At 59.5% G+C, this 18029-nt stretch carries 16 protein-coding genes; 6 read left to right on the top strand and 10 right to left on the bottom strand.

The window, feature by feature from the left end:
* The 4 genes from J5276_RS11800 (at position 1) to J5276_RS11785 (ending at position 4573) form a co-directional block, all read left to right on the top strand.
* Positions 1 to 1161: a carbohydrate ABC transporter permease gene (locus J5276_RS11800; RefSeq protein WP_065703830.1), complete on the top strand. Its 1161-nt coding sequence runs from the start codon at positions 1 to 3 to the stop codon at positions 1159 to 1161.
* A 36-nt stretch (positions 1162 to 1197) separates the two neighbouring features.
* Positions 1198 to 2853: an alpha-glucosidase family protein gene (locus J5276_RS11795; RefSeq protein WP_112178699.1), complete on the top strand. Its 1656-nt coding sequence runs from the start codon at positions 1198 to 1200 to the stop codon at positions 2851 to 2853.
* Between the two features lie 21 nt (positions 2854 to 2874).
* Positions 2875 to 3963: an ABC transporter ATP-binding protein gene (locus J5276_RS11790; RefSeq protein ID WP_112154756.1), complete on the top strand. Its 1089-nt coding sequence runs from the start codon at positions 2875 to 2877 to the stop codon at positions 3961 to 3963.
* A gap of 253 nt (positions 3964 to 4216) precedes the next feature.
* Positions 4217 to 4573: a hypothetical protein gene (locus J5276_RS11785; RefSeq protein ID WP_034501827.1), complete on the top strand. Its 357-nt coding sequence runs from the start codon at positions 4217 to 4219 to the stop codon at positions 4571 to 4573.
* A gap of 21 nt (positions 4574 to 4594) precedes the next feature.
* Here the strand turns inward: J5276_RS11785 and J5276_RS11780 are convergent, their stop codons facing one another.
* The 7 genes from J5276_RS11780 to J5276_RS11750 form a co-directional block, all read right to left on the bottom strand.
* Entirely contained in the window at positions 4595 to 5959 is a 1365-nt protein-coding gene (locus tag J5276_RS11780) for a metallophosphoesterase (protein WP_112154854.1), read from the bottom strand.
* Between the two features lie 193 nt (positions 5960 to 6152).
* Positions 6153 to 7973, bottom strand: coding sequence for a phosphogluconate dehydratase (gene edd, locus J5276_RS11775; protein WP_112154754.1), 1821 nt, complete (start codon positions 7971 to 7973; stop codon positions 6153 to 6155).
* A gap of 123 nt (positions 7974 to 8096) precedes the next feature.
* Complete coding sequence (gene pgl / locus J5276_RS11770) at positions 8097 to 8795, bottom strand: 6-phosphogluconolactonase (protein ID WP_019564290.1); 699 nt, start codon at positions 8793 to 8795, stop codon at positions 8097 to 8099.
* Positions 8796 to 8805: 10 nt separating this feature from the next.
* The gene (zwf, locus tag J5276_RS11765; RefSeq protein ID WP_003515142.1) at positions 8806 to 10281 is read right to left on the bottom strand and encodes a glucose-6-phosphate dehydrogenase; all 1476 of its coding nucleotides are present in this window, start codon (positions 10279 to 10281) and stop codon (positions 8806 to 8808) included.
* Between the two features lie 137 nt (positions 10282 to 10418).
* Positions 10419 to 10769 (bottom strand): hypothetical protein, encoded by a 351-nt coding sequence (locus J5276_RS11760; protein ID WP_013635497.1) that lies wholly within the window; start codon positions 10767 to 10769, stop codon positions 10419 to 10421.
* Between the two features lie 26 nt (positions 10770 to 10795).
* Entirely contained in the window at positions 10796 to 12082 is a 1287-nt protein-coding gene (locus tag J5276_RS11755) for an FAD-binding oxidoreductase (RefSeq protein WP_112154753.1), read from the bottom strand.
* A 10-nt stretch (positions 12083 to 12092) separates the two neighbouring features.
* Positions 12093 to 13529 (bottom strand): glutamine synthetase family protein, encoded by a 1437-nt coding sequence (locus J5276_RS11750; protein ID WP_013635499.1) that lies wholly within the window; start codon positions 13527 to 13529, stop codon positions 12093 to 12095.
* Positions 13530 to 13658: 129 nt separating this feature from the next.
* On the opposite strand from J5276_RS11750, the gene J5276_RS11745 reads away from it, so the two are divergent.
* Positions 13659 to 14840 carry an NAD(P)/FAD-dependent oxidoreductase gene (locus J5276_RS11745; RefSeq protein ID WP_019564289.1) on the top strand — a complete coding sequence of 394 codons (1182 nt, stop codon included), beginning with the start codon at positions 13659 to 13661 and terminating at the stop codon, positions 14838 to 14840.
* A gap of 110 nt (positions 14841 to 14950) precedes the next feature.
* Here the strand turns inward: J5276_RS11745 and J5276_RS11740 are convergent, their stop codons facing one another.
* Entirely contained in the window at positions 14951 to 15298 is a 348-nt protein-coding gene (locus J5276_RS11740; RefSeq protein WP_162632894.1) for a hypothetical protein, read from the bottom strand.
* Between the two features lie 83 nt (positions 15299 to 15381).
* Between J5276_RS11740 and J5276_RS11735 the strand changes: the two genes are divergently transcribed.
* Positions 15382 to 16254, top strand: coding sequence for a LysR family transcriptional regulator (locus J5276_RS11735; protein WP_111794990.1), 873 nt, complete (start codon positions 15382 to 15384; stop codon positions 16252 to 16254).
* Between the two features lie 6 nt (positions 16255 to 16260).
* On the opposite strand, the gene J5276_RS11730 is transcribed toward J5276_RS11735, so the two are convergent.
* A complete protein-coding gene (locus J5276_RS11730; protein ID WP_003515151.1) occupies positions 16261 to 16518 on the bottom strand; it encodes a hypothetical protein in 258 nt (85 codons plus the stop codon).
* Positions 16519 to 16601: 83 nt separating this feature from the next.
* A complete protein-coding gene (aceA, locus tag J5276_RS11725) occupies positions 16602 to 17891 on the bottom strand; it encodes an isocitrate lyase (protein ID WP_111804403.1) in 1290 nt (429 codons plus the stop codon).
* Between the last annotated feature and the right edge of the window lie 138 nt (positions 17892 to 18029).

Raw genomic sequence — 18029 nt, 5'->3', positions numbered from 1 at the left:
ATGGATATCGTAAAACGTCTGCGCCGCGTCGGCCTGCCGCGCCTCATCGTCCATGCCAGCGTGCTGGTCGTCGTGCTTCTCTGGCTTCTGCCCACACTCGGTATTCTCGTAAGTTCCCTGCGCGACAAGGACCAGATCACCGTGTCGGGCTGGTGGACGGCCTTTTCCAGTTCCGAGCAGACCGCGGCGGTTCGCCTTGCCGACGCTGCCGTGCAGAAGCAGGACGGGAACCGCTACGTCATATCAGGTAATGTTTTTGAAACCGGACAGGGGGGCAAGGTTGCAGCCTTCGGCGTTCGCGTGCAGGAGCCTACGGCCTTCAAAGCCGGTGAAGCGGCAGATATCGGCGACGGGGAAACGCTGCTCGTCAACACCGATGGCACCTACGAATACAGCAAGGCCTCAAGCTTCGAGGGCTCTCGCGGCAAGCGCGTCTATATTTCCGTCGCGACACCGCCGGTCTTCACACTCGACAATTATCGAACCGTCCTGACCTCGGAAGGCATCGGCCAGTCCTTCGTCAACTCGCTGACAGTCGCCGTGCCGGCAACCGTCATTCCGATCCTCATCGCCGCCTTCGCCGCCTATGCGCTGTCATGGATGAGCTTTTCCGGCCGCAATTTTCTGATTGCGATGGTGGTGGGCCTGATCGTCGTACCGTTGCAGATGTCGCTGATACCGCTCCTGAAACTCTACAACGAAATCGGCAATATCTTCGGCGTTCCGTCCAAGACCTATGCCGGCATCTGGCTGGCGCACACCGCCTTCGGTCTGCCGCTCGCCATCTACCTGTTGCGCAACTACATTTCCGGCCTGCCGAAAGAGATCATCGAAAGTGCGCGTGTCGACGGCGCGAGCGATTTCGAAATCTTCGTCAAGATCATCTTGCCGCTGTCCTTCCCGGCGCTCGCCTCCTTCGCCATCTTCCAGTTCCTGTGGACCTGGAACGACCTGCTCGTCGCCATGGTCTTCCTCGGCACGCAGAAGGATGAGCTGGTGCTGACCGGAGCGCTAAACGCGCTGCTCGGTTCGCGCGGCGGCAACTGGGAAATCCTCACCGCCTCGGCCTTCGTTACCATTGTCGTGCCGCTTGGCGTCTTCTTTGCCCTTCAACGTTATCTCGTGCGTGGCCTGCTCTCAGGCTCCGTCAAGGGAGGCTGATTATCCATGAACGCCCATACCAGACAGGATGAGACTATGACCGCTCCGGTGACTTCCGCTTTGACGCCCAACAAGGATTGGTGGCGCGGCGCCGTGATCTATCAGATCTACCCGCGCTCCTATCAGGACTCCAATGGCGACGGCATCGGCGATCTCAAGGGCATCACCGACCGGTTGGCGCATATTGCCGGTCTCGGTGCCGACGCAATCTGGATTTCGCCCTTCTTCACCTCGCCAATGAAGGATTTCGGTTATGACGTCTCGAATTATGTCGATGTTGATCCGATGTTCGGCACGCTTGCCGATTTCGACGGGTTGATTGCAGAAGCGCATCGTCTGGGCATCCGCGTCATGATCGACCTCGTCATGTCCCACACGTCTGATCAGCATCCCTGGTTCGTGGAAAGCCGCGCCAGCCGCAACAATCCGAAATCAGACTGGTATGTCTGGTCGGACAGCAAGCCGGATGGCACGCCGCCCAACAACTGGCTGTCAATCTTCGGCGGCTCCGGCTGGCAGTGGGACCCCACCCGCATGCAATATTACATGCACAACTTCCTGACCTCGCAGCCGGATCTCAACCTGCATAATCCGGAAGTGCAGGAAGAACTGCTCAATATCACCCGCTTCTGGCTGAAGCGCGGCGTCGATGGTTTCCGCCTCGATACCATCAACTTCTATTTCCATGATCTGGAATTGCGCGACAACCCGGCGCTGGCGCCGGAGCGCCGCAACGCCTCCACGGCACCTGCGGTCAATCCCTACAATTTCCAGGAACATCTCTACGACAAGAACCGCCCCGAAAACATCGCTTTCCTGAAACGCTTCCGCGCCGTGCTGGACGAGTTTCCGGATATCGCCGCCGTCGGAGAAGTGGGCGACAGCCAGCGCGGGCTCGAAATCGTCGGTGAATACACCTCCGGCGACGACAAGATGCAGATGTGCTACGCCTTCGAATTCCTGGCGCCGGATGCGCTCACGCCGCAGCGTGTTGCCGATGTGCAGGCGGATTTTGCCAGGGCCGCACCGGAAGGCTGGGCCTGCTGGGCTTTCTCCAACCACGATGTCGTTCGCCATGTCAGCCGCTGGGGCGAGCATGTCGAGGATAAGGATGCTTTCGCCAAGGTGCTCTCGGCGTTGTTGATGACGCAGCGCGGCTCCGTCTGCATCTATGAGGGTGAAGAGCTGGGCCTTACTGAAGCCGATATTGCTTTTGAGGATTTGCAGGACCCCTACGGCATTCAGTTCTGGCCGGAATTTAAAGGCCGCGACGGTTGCCGCACACCGATGGTGTGGGATGCGGGCCATGCGCAGGCCGGCTTCTCGACGTCGGACAAGACCTGGCTGCCCATTCCGGCCGAACACAAGCAGCGCGCCGTCAGCGCCCAGCAGGGCAATGAGGCATCCGTGCTGGAGCACTACCGCCGCTTCATTTCTTTCCGCAAAAAGCATCCCGCTTTTGCCAAGGGCGGAATCGAATTCCAGCCAGTGGAGGGCGACGTGCTGAGCTACACCCGCACGCTCGGCAACGAAACCGTTCTGTGCCTCTTCAATCTGTCCGCGACACCGGCAAAGGCGACGCTGCCGGAAGGGAACTGGGAGGTTCTCGAAGGCCACGGCTTTGCAAACGGTGTGGACGGCAGAAGCGTAGAACTTCCGGCATGGGGCGCTTTCTTCGCCCGTTACGCCTGATAGAGCAGGGAGGAACAACCCATGACAAGTCTCGTTCTCAAGGATATCCGCAAATCATACGGGCAGGTAAAAGTCCTGCACGGCATCGATCTGGAGATCGAACAGGGCGAATTCATCGTTTTCGTCGGGCCGTCCGGCTGCGGGAAATCGACGTTGCTGCGCATGATTGCGGGTCTGGAGGAAATCACCGGCGGCGAAATGTTCATCGACGGCCAGCTGGTCAATGAAATCCCGCCCTCGCGTCGCGGCATTGCCATGGTGTTCCAGTCCTATGCGCTTTATCCGCATATGACTGTTTACGACAACATGGCCTTCGGCATGAAGATCGCCAAGGAAAATAAGGAGGAGATCGACCGCCGCGTCCGCGCCGCTGCCGAAATCCTGCAGCTGACGCAATATCTGGAGCGTTTGCCCAAGGCTCTTTCTGGCGGCCAGCGCCAGCGCGTCGCCATCGGCCGTGCCATTTGCCGCAATCCCAAGGTGTTCCTGTTCGACGAACCCCTGTCGAACCTCGATGCCGCGCTGCGCGTGGCAACCCGCATCGAGATCGCCAAGCTCAATGAGCAGATGGCAGACACGACGATGATCTACGTCACCCACGATCAGGTGGAGGCGATGACGCTGGCCGACCGTATCGTCGTTTTGAATGCGGGTCGTGTGGAACAGGTCGGCCCGCCGCTGGAACTTTATGAAAACCCCGCCAACCTCTTCGTGGCGCGGTTCATCGGCTCGCCCGCCATGAACATCATTGCGGCAAAAATTGCCGTAACCGGAGAGCGGACTTCGATCGAACTTGCCGGAGGCAAGACGCTGAACATCGTCGTTCCCACGCCTGCAACCGAGCAGGGCAAGGCCGCGAGCTTCGGTGTCCGGCCGGAGGATTTGAGCATCGTCACCGGCGACGATTATCTTTTCGAGGGAAAAGTCGCGATTGTCGAGGCTCTCGGTGAAGTGACCCTGCTTTATCTCGAAGCGCCCAAGGGGCAGGAGCCGATCATCGTCAAGGTGCCGGGCATCGTATCCGTCGCCAAGGGTCAGACCCTGCGTTTTGCGGCACCGCAGGCAAAGCTCCACCTCTTTGATGCCGAGGGCAAGAACTACCGCAGATAGTTGCGGAAACAATGGCCGCGAGCTTCAGGAAACATGCCCCGGAACGTCCCGTTCCGGGGTTTTTTCATGATATTTTGCCGCTGTGGAAAAATGCCAAAAATGTTCCGTCTTCGGTCTGTTTAAGGTGACGCTGATATGAATTGTTAAAGACTACGTTTTAATCTCGGAGACGTAGAAAGAGCATGGAGGTCAGGGCGTGCAGAACAGTGCGGGTGTTATCAAGAACAGTTACCTGACCAAGGAAGAATCCTTCATGTACGACCGCGAAGGCCGGTTTCGCATGGAAGACACCATGAATGCGGCGCGCATCGAATATACCGAGAAGGCCGTCATGCATATGGCCGCTCGCCGTTGCGACGTCATTCGCATTTCCCAGACCGAGGCAGTGCTGGCACTGCTGACGAAATACAATCTTCCGAACCAGTTCTATCTGGATATTCCCGACGCCCGCATCACCAAGATCGGCTGCGTTATGTTGCGCGTCAACGCCAACAACACCATCCACGTTCGTTTTCTGCGCATGTTGACGCAAAAGGAACTCGACCGCATTTTCGTGTTCAGCACGCATCCGGCGCATAAGGACCGGAAGCTCGATATCCGGTCTTTCTGAGGGGCTGGAGAATCTCCGGCTTCAGGAAAGCCCACCCAGAACCGTCTGCTTCAGCTTCACATCCGGCACTTCCGCAAAGGCAAGATCGCTGCGGCCGAAATAGGATTTCTGGTTGGTGGCGGACCAGTCGTTGCAGACCAGTTTGTATCGCTCTCTTGTGACCGGTTTTTCCGGCATGGCGTAAAGATAATCGCCGGTGCGGTCAGCAAGCGGAATGTCGCCGTCCTGATTGCAGCGCTTGAGGATTTGCGCAAGCGTTTCGCCATCCACTTCCGTCACCATCAGCTTGCCGTCGAAACGCAGCGAGGCGTTGAAATCGTAGCGGCGGATATCACCCTTTGGCAAACCAGCGCCGAAGGAGGTGTGGCCTATGAAGCCGACATCCGCGCCGGTTTTTGCGGCGATCAGTTGCGCCACACGGCGTCCGGCCTCGTCAACTGTCATCGCCTTTTCCGTTTTGCCGACAACCGCCTTCTCTTCTGCCGTCAGATGTTTGTCGAGTGTCTGTTCGATCAGGCCTTTGAGCGCCGGGGAGGAGGGGGCGTCGCTGTCAATGGCGACGGTCTCGATCGTCGGCGCCTTGCCAGAAGCTTCGATCGTCGCAATGGCCATGGATGTGCACCATGAGCCCGTGTGGACATAGCGCGTCGCACCCTGTTCATGCACGAAGTTCAGGTGATCGTGGCCGCCGATCAGCAGGGTGCCATCAGGCAGCAAAGGCAGGATATCGCGGTCGGCAACAACACCGGCGTGGCTGAGAACGATGTTGATGGCCTCCGGCTTGACGATTGCCGGCAGATTCGCCTTGGCCCATTCCACAGGCTGTGGAATATCCAGCATCTCACGCGTCGCCTTCGGATAGGTATTGATCGCGTTGGTGGCAAGGCCCGCAACGACGACCGGCCGTCCGCCCACACTTACCTCCACACTGGCCGGTGCATAGGGTGCGCCGCTGCGCTTGTCGATGATGTTGGACAGCACGGTGATGCCGAGCGCGCGGGCACGACTGACGAAATTGGCGAGGTCGTTATCGATATCCGGTTCATGGTTGCCGATATTGATGACGGTGGGCGCGAGCCTGGCGAGCGCCGAGAGGAACGTCCACTCGATTTCGCCGGACGACCTTGTTGCCACAGCATTGCCGGTTTCGAACAGGTCACCGTTCAGAAGAATAATGTGGGGCGTCTTTTCAGCCGCGATGCGCATTTCTATGGCCGCTAGGAGCTGCCCGATGCGCTCATAGGCCGAATGCAGGTCGGAAATCACGATTGCACGCAGGGCCACATCCTGCGCCTCCGCCGGCGTTGCCACCACCATCAGCGGCAGTATGGCGGTGCCAGCCATAAGCTTCAGCACGTCACGGCGTTTGCTTGAGAAAATCGTCATGTCTGGCCCCATCATCTTGAAATGCGTCATCGTCCCGCGGCTGGCTGAGAAGCCCCTATAGGGCGATCATCACAGCCGCATGACAAGTTTGGCGTTTAAGAGACGGGAAATAAAGCGGTTTCAGCGCGGGTTGTGCAGGTCATGCCAAGAGGGTGCGGAGGCGAGGCCGAATCCGGCCTTCGCCTCCGGGCGATCAATGGAACAGAACGCTGGCGCCCTGGTCGGCAGGGCCGACATTACGGCGGAACGGGGCGAAAAGTTCGCGGCCCATGCCCCATTCGTTGGCGGAAAGGTCGGCGCGCGTCGGTTCGCGCTTTGCCAGCTCTGCGGCTGGAACAAGCACTTCAAGCGTTCCGGAAATGGCGTCGAGACGGATGATGTCGCCATCGCGGATGAGCGAGATCGGGCCGCATTCGGAAGCTTCCGGCGTGACATGGATGGCGGCCGGCACCTTGCCGGAAGCGCCGGACATGCGTCCATCCGTCACCAGCGCCACCTTGAAGCCGCGATCCTGCAGTACGCCAAGTGGCGGTGTCAGGCGGTGCAGTTCCGGCATGCCGTTGGCCTTCGGACCCTGGAAGCGGACGACAGCGATGAAATCGCGGTTGAGCTTGCCGTCCTTGAAGGCATCCTGAAGCTCCTGCTGGTCGTTAAAGACGATCGCGGGCGCCTCGATGATATGGCGTTCGGGCTTGACGGCGGAGATCTTGATGACCGATTTGCCGAGATTGCCGGTCAGCATTTTCAGACCGCCGGTCGGCTGGAACGGCGTTTCAATGCTGGCGAGAACCTTCGGGTCGTGGCTCTGCTCGGGAGAAGGCTCGCGGGTCACTGCGCCGTTTTCGTCAAGCTTTGCATCCACGGTGTAGGCTTCGAGCCCCTGTCCGAAGACGGTGCGGACATCGTCATGCACGAAGCCCTGTTTCAAAAGCTGCTTGATGAGGAAGCCCATGCCGCCTGCGGCGTGGAAATGGTTCACATCCGCAAGACCGTTGGGATAAACGCGGGCGAGCAGCGGCACGGTATCCGACAGATCGGAAATATCCTGCCAAGTGAGGATGATGCCGGCTGCGCGCGCCATGGCGATCAGATGCATGGTGTGGTTGGTCGAGCCGCCCGTCGCGTGCAGGCCAACGACGCCGTTGACGATAGAGCGCTCGTCGATCATTTCGCCCGCAGGCGTGAACTCGTTGCCCTGCGCGGTGATAGCGAGTGCCCGTTTGGCGGCCTCGCGTGTCAGCGCGTCGCGCAGCGGCGTGCCGGGATTGATGAAGGAAGAGCCGGGCATGTGGAAACCCATGATCTCCATCAGCATCTGGTTGGAATTTGCCGTGCCGTAGAAAGTGCAGGTGCCGGGACCATGATAGGATTTGGACTCCGCCTCCAGCAGCTCGGCGCGCCCAACCTTGCCCTCTGCATAAAGCTGGCGAATGCGGGATTTCTCGTCGTTCGGCAGGCCGGTGGTCATCGGCCCGGCGGGGATGAAGATGGAGGGCAGGTGACCGAAGGAAAGCGCTGCGATGACGAGGCCGGGAACGATCTTGTCGCAGACACCGAGATAGACGGCGGCGTCGAACATGTTATGCGACAGGCCGATGCCGGCAGCCATGGCGATGGCATCACGGGAGAATAGCGAGAGCTCCATGCCCGGCTGGCCCTGGGTTACGCCGTCACACATGGCAGGCACGGCACCCGCGACCTGCGCCACGCCGCCGGCTTGCGCTGCGGCCTCGCGGATGATTGCCGGAAAGGTCTCGTAGGGTTGGTGCGCCGACAGCATGTCGTTATAGGCGGTTATGATGCCGAGATTACCAACCCGGTCGCCGGCAAGGAGGTCCTTGTCGGCGGGGGAACAGACAGCAAATCCATGCGCGAGGTTACCGCAGGAGAGAGTGGAGCGATGAACGCCCTTCGAAACCTGCAGCCGCAGCCGCTCGAGATAGGTCTCGCGGTAAGGCTTGGAGCGTTCGACGATGCGGGCGGTAATGGCCTGAATGCGGGAATCGGCGGACATGAGCGTTCATCCTGTTCGTTGGTCGAGAACCGGTGTTCCGGGAGATGAAGGACCGGTTATCGTGTTTTAGTCTTGTGTCGTCGGGCGCTGTCGCGGGGCCGCTTGCGCGGCAACCGCATCCAGTTATGGCGCCCAGTAAATATCCAGGGCGGTTTCTGCCCGGTTCAGCACGGCGCGGATCGGCATTTCGTCCTCATCCTCGCCCGACTGTGCTTTTTCAAGCGTCGCCTTTTTTGCTGCACCTTCGATGTGGAGCACCAGAAAACCTGCATCGTGAAGGCTGGAGAAGTTGAACGTCAACCGTTCTTCCCCCGCGGTTTCCGCCGCCATGGTCAAAACGCCGCGCGGTTCGTCAAGGTCGAGCGCTTCGTAGAGATTGTCGCCACCGGGAAAGAACGATGCCGTATGCCCATCCGTTCCCATGCCCAGCACGACGACATCAAAAGGATCGCAGATCGCTTCGGTCTTGACGGTCGCAAGCGTCGCTGCATCCTCAGGCGAGGCCGCGGGCTGGAACAGCGGCACGAAATAGGCCGCCTTCGCCTTGTCCTGCAACAGGTTCTCGCTGACCAGCCGGTGGTTCGAGCGCTCGCTCTCCGGCGGCACGAACCGTTCGTCCACCAGCGTCACGCTGATGTTGCTCCAGTCGAGATCATGATGGGAAAGCGCCTGGAAGAACAGCTTGGGCGTTGAACCGCCCGAAACGGCAATGCTTGCCGTTCCGTATTCTTTCGTTGCCGCGTCGAGACGCGCGGCAACATCCGCCGCCAAGGTTTTCGCCAGTTCAGCGGCTGTGTCGAAGACATGGATTGTTTCGCTCATACCCGCGCCCTCAGTCAGCGTCGTGCCAGGTGCGGCCGTCGCGCTCGATCAGTGCGATCGAGCCGCTCGGACCCCAGGTTCCGGCAGTGTAACCCTGTACGCCCTGTCCCAGCTCTTCCCAGCTCTTGAGGATCGGATCGACCCAGTCCCATGCCGCTTCCACTTCGTCGCGGCGCATGAAGAGTGTCTGGTTGGAGCGGATGGTATCCATCAAAAGCCGCTCATAGGCATCGGGGCTGCGCACATTGAAGGCCTCGGCAAAGCTCATGTCCAGCGAGACCTGACGCAGCCGCATGCCGCCCGGGCCGGGATCCTTGATGAGCAGCGACTGCTTGACGCCTTCGTCCGGTTGGAGGCGAATGACCAGCTTGTTGGCTTCGATCTTGCCGGCCGCATCGTCGAAGATCGAATGCGGGATCTGCTTGAACGTGACGACGATTTCCGAAACGCGGGTCGCAAGGCGTTTTCCCGTGCGAATGTAGAAAGGAACGCCGGCCCAGCGCCAGTTTGCGATTTCGGCCTTGATGGCGACGAAGGTTTCCGTGTTGGAAACGCCGCCCTCCAGCTCCTCCAGATAACCTTTCACCGGGCCGCCTGCGGAAGCGCCGGCGCGGTACTGGCCGCGAACCGTCAGCTTTTCAACATTGCTGGTGTTGATCGGCTTCAGGGAGCGCAGAACCTTGAGCTTTTCGTCACGCACGGCTTCCGCGTTCATGGAAGCGGGCGGCTCCATGGCAACGAGGCAAAGCAATTGCAGAATGTGGTTCTGCACCATGTCGCGCAACGCACCGGCCGTATCGTAATATCCGGCGCGACCCTCAAGGCCGACAGCTTCTGCGACCGTGATCTGCACGTGGTCGATATGGGCGGAATTCCAAAGCGGCTCGTAAAGCGCGTTGGCAAAACGCAGTGCCATCAGGTTCTGCACCGTCTCCTTGCCGAGATAGTGGTCGATGCGGAAGATCTGTTCTTCCTTGAAGACATGGCCGATGGTGTCGTTGAGTTCCTGCGCCGAGGCAAGGTCGCGGCCGATCGGCTTTTCGACGACGATGCGGGTCGAGCGGGTGATAAGCTTGTGTTCGCGGATCTTGTCGGCGATATCGCCGAAAATGCCGGGCGCAACAGCGAGATAGAAAGCGCGTATGCGCTCCTTGCCCTCATCGAGCAGCTTCTTCAACACGTCCCATCCGTTGCCGGATTTTGCGTCGACGGGAACGTAGAAAAGCCGGTTGAGGAACAGCGCAACCTGCGCATCATCATATTCGCCCGCCTTCAGATGCTCCTTCAGCGCGTCCTGCGCGAATTTGCGATATTCCTCATGGCTCATGACCGAACGCGACGCGCCGATGATGCGGGTCGGCTCCGTAAACTGGCCTTCGACCTGACGGTGATAAAGGGCCGGCAAAAGCTTGCGCTCTGCCAAATCGCCTGTGCCGCCGAAAACGACACAATCAAAAGCTTCAACAGGAATGATCTGACTGCTCATATCGATACTCTCGATCTTCAAGGGTTGGGGCATCCATAATCTAATCGATTTAAAAATGCCAGTCTCAGTTATGTGAAATTATGAATTTTGGTTTCACGGGTCGAAAACCCGTACCGATTGTCATTGAGTGATGCCGGCTAGAAAGCAGGGTTCTTGAACAAGCCTTTGGCCGGCGGCGGAACGGAAAAAAAGAAAAAAACGACGATTGCTGCGATTTTCCCCATCCATGATCGCGGTGATGGCTCATCGACCTTGTGCGAGGCATCTATACTGTCCAGCAGCAGTCTTGCCTCATGCCGCTGCCACTCCGGCACCCGGATTTCCATGCCTCCGAAAGCGACCGTCAAATGCCAGTTCACGGAAACGATATGGGCCGAGGGCACGGTGGTGTGGATGCCATAGGCGCGCAGAAACGAGCACGTCACGGCGGTTTCCGCCATCCCGTAACCGGTCGCAATCGTTACAAGCCTGTCGCTAGGTCTTTCCATAAGATCTCCAGAGGTGGGCGGATTTCCTAAAACCTGTCTCGCAACGCGTACCATGAGAGCGCCAGGAAAAGCAGCGGCGCCCGCAGCGATGCACCGCCGGGGAACGACGGAACCTTCAACCGCGCGAATGGCGCCAGCATATCCTGTCTGCCGAGAACGAGATCGGCATAGAGCTTGCCGCAATAGTTCGACAGCATAACCCCGTGTCCGGAATAACCGCCGATGGAGGTGACCCCTGGCATGACTTCCCGCACGAACATCCGCCTTGGCAGGGTGATGCCGACGGAGCCGCCCCAGGAATGGGTGATCTCGACATTTCCGAGTTCGGGATAGATTTCCGCGATCTGCCGGCGAATATGGCTGGAAATGTCGCGCGGCGTATCGGCCGTATAGGCCTCGCGCCCGCCGAACAGCAGCCGGTTGTCGACCGTCTTGCGGAAATAGCGCACCACGAAACGGGAATCGGCCACGGCTTCCTTGCCGGGAATAATGTCGGGATAAGCGTCAAGCGGTGCGGTCGCGCCGATGAAGGAGCGGATGGGCATGATATGGGCCGCCGTCACCGGTTCCAGATTGCCGATATAGGCATTGGTCGCAATCAGCACCCGCGTTGCGGTCAGCGTGCCGGAGGGCGTTTCGATGATGGTCTTGCCGCCCGCCTGGCGTATGGATTTGGCGGGCGTCATTTCATGGATGCCGGCGCCCGCCTCTTTTGCGGCTTTCGCAAGCCCGACCAGCAGCTTCAGCGGATGGATATGGCCGGTGCCGGTATCGCGTGTGCCGCCGAAATAATGGCTGGAGCCGACACGTCTGCGTGCGTCCGCCCGCTCCATGTAGGAAATATGCGGGTAGCCGTAGCGATTGTTCATCGCATCGACGCTTTTGCGGTAATCGTCTTCGTAAGCAGCCTTGTGCGCCACATAGAGCTGCCCCGGCAGATACTCCATGTCGATGCCGTGATCGCGGGCGAAGTTGAGGACGTAGTGTTTGGCATCCTCGGCGATATCGAACAGTACCTTCGACTGCTCGAAGCCGATCTCGTCTTCCATCTCGTCGGGAAACGAGCGCTGCCCGGTGCCGAATTGCCCGCCGTTGCGGCCGGATGCGCCGTCGCCGAAACGATGCGCCTCGATCAAGGCGACGGAGACACCGTTGGCCGCAAGATTAAAGGCGGCCTGAAGCCCGGTATAGCCACCGCCGACGACCGCGACGTCCACTGCTTTCGACCCGTCGAGCGCCGGATATTGCGGCCGCTCCTGGGCGCTTGCCTGATACCAGGAAATCCCCGGCGCTATCGGGCTTTGCCACGTCATGCTTCAGACCTCACACGTTGAGAAGCAGGAATTCCCGCTCCCATGGGCTGATGACCTGCATGAATGTCTCGAATTCCCCGCGCTTCAGGCCCGCATAAAGGCCTACGAATTCATGGCCGAACACCCGCTCGAACTGTTCTTCGCCTTCCAGCAGCGCCACGGCTTCCAGCAGCCCGCGCGGCAGGTCGATGGAGCCTTCATTGGCCGTATCGGCGGTCGGTTCGGTCGGCTCGATATTGTTGACGATGCCGAGCCAGCCGCAGGCAAGCGAAGCGGCGAGCGCGAGATAGGGATTGGCATCCGAACTCGGCAGGCGGTTTTCGACACGCCTTGCCTGCGGGCTGGAAATCGGCACGCGGAAAGCCGTCGTGCGGTTGTCGTAACCCCAGGCATTGTTGACCGGGCAAGCCATGTCAGGTGTCAGGCGGCGATAGGAATTCACGTAAGGAGCAAGCATCACCAGCGCGTTCGGAACATAACGCTGCATGCCGCCGACGAAGGCGAAGAACTCCTTGGACGGGCCGCCGTCCTTGTTGGAGAAGATATTGCGGCCGCTGTCGATCTCCACCACCGACTGATGGATATGCATGGCCGAACCCGGTTGACCCTGCATGGGCTTGGCCATGAAGGTGGCGTAGATGCCATGCTTCAATGCTGCTTCACGGATCGTGCGCTTGAACAGGAACACCTGGTCGGCAAGTTCGATCGGATCGCCATGGCGCAGGTTGATTTCCAGCTGGGCCGGGCCTTCCTCGTGGATCAGGGTATCGATCTCGAGGCCCTGCTTTTCGGAGAAGTGATAGATATCGTCGATCAGTTCGTCGAACTCGTTGATGCCGGCGATGGAATAGCTCTGCCCACCGACGATGGAGCGTCCGGAGCGGCCCTTAGGCGGATGCAGCGGATAGTCAGGGTCGTCATTCATGGCGACCAGGTAGAATTCGATTTCCGGCGCGACGACCGGCTTCCAGCCTTTTTCCGTGTAAAGCGAAAGCACGTTTTTCAGCACGTTGCGCGGCGTATAGGGAACGAAATTACCCTCGGCATCCACGACATCGCAGATCACTTGCGCGGTCGGGTCGCTTTCCCATGGCACCACGGACAGCGTGGAAAGATCAGGCACGAGCTTCAGGTCGCTGTCGCGCGGCTCATAGCGGAAGTTTGCCGTCTCATCCGGGTATTCGCCCGAGATCGTGTGGCGATAGAGCGCGGAGGGCAGGGCAAGCGAGGTGTCGCCCGTAAATTTCGCCGTCGGCATCATCTTGCCACGCGCAACCCCGGCAAGATCGGGTGTTATGCATTCAATATCCTCAATACCGCGCGCCCTCAACCATTGCGAAGCTTCGCGCCAGGAGGAAACGCCACGGGTAGAGGAAAGGTCGAGGGGAGGTTTCTTTGCCATGGTTGCCTGTTTCTTCGGGCGGAGCATGGTTTTCTTCGGGGGCATGTATCACCGGGTCTGTGTTTCGACTGGCGCCATCATAACCGGAGTTTGGCAATTGGCGAGGGGGAAAGCGCCATTGACAACGGGCGACACTTCGAAAAGAGGAAAGGGAGAAGCAAACGGAAAGCAACTATGGCAGACAAATGTGACGTGCTGATTTTGGGGGCGGGGGCTGCCGGCATGATGTGCGCCATCCGTGCCGGCCAGCGCGGCCGCTCCGTCATCATCCTCGACCATGCCAAGGCGCCGGGCGAGAAAATCCGCATCTCCGGCGGCGGCCGCTGCAATTTCACCAACATCCACGCCGGGCCGAAGAATTATCTCTCCGCCAACCCGCATTTCGCCAAATCCGCACTTGCCCGTTACACGCCGCGCGATTTCATCGCTCTGGTCGAAAAACATCGTATCGCCTGGCATGAAAAGACGCTTGGGCAGCTGTTCTGCGACGATAGCGCCAAGGACATCATCCGCATGCTGCTTGGCGAAATGCAGGCTGCAAAGGTGAAATTGAGGCTCGAAACCGCTGTTTCTGATGTCGCCCATGATGGCGGCCGGTTTCGCTTGACGACCTCCGGCGGCGTGATCGAGGCGGAAAGCCTTGTGGTCGCAACGGGCGGCAAGTCGATCCCGAAAATGGGTGCGACGGGTTTTGCCTACCAGATCGGCGAGCAATTCGGCCTGTCGCTCATCGAGACGCGCCCCGGCCTCGTGCCACTGACGCTTGATCCTGCGGCACTGGAAAGACTGAGCCCCCTTGCCGGTGTTGCCGTGCCAGCCGAAATTTCCCATGGCAAAACGGCTTTCAACGAAGCACTGCTGTTTACCCATCGGGGCCTAAGCGGCCCCTCAATCCTGCAAATCTCCTCCTATTGGCGGGAGGGCGATACGATCCGCCTGAAACTGGAGCCTGCGCGCGATATCGTCGCCTTGCTAAAGGAAGCGAAACAGAAGAACGGCCGCCAGTCGGCCCAGACCGCTCTTGCGGAAATCCTGCCGAAACGGCTGGCGCAGCATGTCGTCGAAAAATCGGGGCTGACCGGCAACCTTGCCGATATGTCAGACAAGGCTCTGGCGACCCTGGCAAATGAGGTGCAGGACTGGCAGATCAAGCCAGCCGGTTCCGAGGGGTATCGCACGGCGGAAGTCACGCTTGGCGGCGTGGATACGACCGGCCTCGATTCCCGCAGCATGGCAGCGAAAACCGTGGCGGGCCTCTATTTCATCGGCGAATGTGTTGACGTGACCGGCTGGCTGGGCGGTTATAATTTCCAGTGGGCCTGGGCCTCCGGTCAGGCAGCAGGTGAATTCGCCTGAAACCGCTCGTATTAACACCTTGTTAATAGGCACGGAGTCATCCTGACAGAATGCCAGCAAAGCCGGATCGCGTTGTGGTTCCGCTGTACATGATGTCATGCTGGAGGCTCTTAACAGGGCATGGGTCGGTTGAGTTTTTCGTCAGGAGCCCGCGCATGAACAGATCCGCACATCGCCGCCCTCGCGCCATTGCTATCGCCCGCGCCGAAAGCGAGAGCAGGCAGTTGGCCTTTCGCCTGACTGCAATCGCAGCCGGTGCCGTGGCTGCCCTGATCGCCCTTTTTTACTAAGGTCAGGCTCTTCGCTTTCGCCTTTGCAGCAATCGCGGTAAACAGCCGCCACGGCCAGGATGCCTCGGCCATATCGGCATAGAATTTCTCTTCCTGCCGGATGGCTTCCCGCCGCGTGCGCGGCGTCTGGTTCTCGATGATGGCCAATGCTGAATAAAATACGTGCATGTCACTCTCCATGTTGCGGAGGGCCATGATGCACGCCGTTTTTTGTTTTATCTGCGCAAGAAAATGCGCTACGTTTTTCATAAATGAAAAACGTCACTTGGGATTCATACCAACTTTTCCTCGATGTGTCACGCAGCGGCGGCCTGACGGGTGCTGCGGCGCTGACGGGTTTGAGCCCTGCGACTATCGGGCGACGCATGGTCGAACTGGAGGAGCGTATCGGCAAGGCGCTGTTCCAGCGCAGCCAGACGGGATACGCGTTGACACCGGATGGCCGCGCGCTGTTTGACCGCCTTCAGGCGATGGAAAACGCGGCAAAGGATATCGAGGGATGGCAGAAGGCGTCATCAGCCTCTTCCGTCGTACGTATCGCCGTCGGTACCTGGAATGCCTGGCTGCTGACCGGGAACTTTTCCGCCATCTGCACGGATCGCGATGATTTCCGCATCGATCTTTTCATCGCCGAACAGAGGGCGTCTTTGGCGCACCGTGAAAACGACATCGGTATTCGCGCTTTCGAGCCCGAGGAACGCAACCTCGCTGCCATCAAGACGGGGGAGGTGGCCTATGCGCCCTACAGGTTGCGCAACGCCGCCAGCTCCGTTTCAGACCGGTGGTTGGCGGTGGCGGAAGAAAACGCCATTTCCGCCTACCTGCGCTGGCCGCATGAAAACCGGCGAGACAATATCGTGGTGACCGTCAACAGGCCAACGGCACTGCTCGATCTCACGCTGGCGGGAGCAGGGGTTGCCGTGCTGCCGTGTTTCGTGGGCGATGCCGATGCGCGGCTAATGCGTGAGGGTGACGAAATCGAAGCGCTTCGTCACAATCAGTGGATCGTCATGAACAATGACGATCGCCACCGCCGCGATATACGGACGGTGGCGGACCGGATGACGCGTCTCATCAAGCGACATTCCGATTTGTACGCCGGACGAAAAAGCCGTCCGGCGTGAGCGGTGTCACGCAGCAGCACTTCCCTGCGCAACGATGACCGGGATCAGAAGATCGCCCCAGTTGCCGCCCCCGCCGTGATGGCGGGCTGAGCGGACGAGTTCAACGGAAACACCGGCCTCAACTGCCTTCATGACGGCCTGATTGAGGCGGTGCAGATCGTTGGCCAGCATGCGGATGGCGACCTGTTGATCCTGCGTCATGGCAGAGGACTGCTCCTCGGCGCGTTCCTTGACGTGGGTCTTGATGGGGTTATGGGCATTCATGGCATTTCTCCTCTCTTTATTGGTTGGGGTTCTTGATGCGATTTGCAAGCCCTTCCCGTTCAAGGGAAGGGCAGTTTTCCAGTTTATTCCGCCGCCGGGCGGAACTGGTCGTGCTCGGTGGATTCCTTCATGGCGGTGGTCGAAGACGTGCCGCCCGAGATTGCCAGCGACACGGCGTCGAAGTAGCCGGTGCCGACTTCGCGCTGGTGTTTGGTGGCGGTGTAGCCGTTAACCTCGGCCGCGAATTCCGCTTCCTGAAGCTCGGAATAGGCCGCCATCTGCCGCTCCTTATAGCCGCGCGCCAGTTCGAACATGCCGTAATTCAGCTGGTGGAAGCCGGCCAGCGTGATGAACTGGAACTTGTAGCCCATTGCCCCGAGTTCGCGCTGGAACTTGGCAATCGTCGCGTCGTCGAGGTGCTTTTTCCAGTTGAACGACGGCGAGCAATTGTAAGCCAGCTTCTTGCCGGGATGCGCCTTGTGCACGCCCTCGGCAAACCTGCGCGCCTGCTCGAGATCTGGCTTGGAGGTCTCGCACCAGATCAGATCGCAATAGGGCGCATAGGCCACCGCACGGGCGATGCAGGGTTCAAGACCGTTCTTCACCTGATAGAAGCCCTCTACGGTGCGGCCGGCATCATAATCAACGAAGGGCTGGTCGCGCTCGTCAATGTCAGAGGTCAAAAGCTTGGCTGCCTCCGCATCGGTGCGGGCGATGACCAGCGTCGGCACGCCCATGACGTCGGCTGCAAGTCGTGCCGCCGTCAGGTTGCGAATATGCGCCGCCGTGGGGATCAGAACCTTGCCGCCGAGATGGCCGCACTTCTTTTCAGATGCCAGCTGGTCTTCATAGTGAACACCGGCTGCACCGGCCTCGATGAATGCCTTCATGATCTCGAAGGCGTTGAGCGGTCCCCCGAAACCTGCTTCCGCATCGGCAACGATAGGCGCGAACCACGTGTCGACCGAAAGGCCCTTGCCCTCTGCCGTCTCGATCTGGTCTGCCCGTTGCAAGGTGCGGTTGATGCGCTTTGCGAGCTCCGGGGCCGCATTGGCGGGGTAGAGCGATTGGTCCGGATACATGGCGGAGGCCGTGTTGGCATCTGCCGCAACCTGCCAGCCGGAAAGATAGATCGCCTTCAGCCCGGCGCGAACCATCTGCATGGCCTGGTTGCCGGAAAGCGCGCCGAGCGCATTGATGAAATTCTCTTCGTTGATCAGCTTCCACAGCCGGTTGGCACCCATCTCGGCCAGCGAATGGCGGATTTCAACGGAGCCGCGCAACCGCTCCACGTCGGCGGCGGTATAAGTGCGCTCAATGCCGTCGAAGCGTCCCTGCGGTGCGCCCGGAACAAGTTTGTAAAAATCCGTCATACTTCTCTCTCCCATGATAAGTGCGGTTTCAGAAACGTGCTATCTTCAACTGTGTGAAGCGCCGTTCGATGTGACTACATTTACATTTTCATGAGTTTGAGCGCCAGAACAAACATAAAAACAGTGACTTGAAAGAGG

Origin of the sequence: Agrobacterium sp. S7/73, assembly GCF_019355535.1 — a bacterium.
Classification (GTDB): domain Bacteria; phylum Pseudomonadota; class Alphaproteobacteria; order Rhizobiales; family Rhizobiaceae; genus Agrobacterium; species Agrobacterium tumefaciens.
This window is presented reverse-complemented; position numbering and strand designations above follow the sequence as displayed.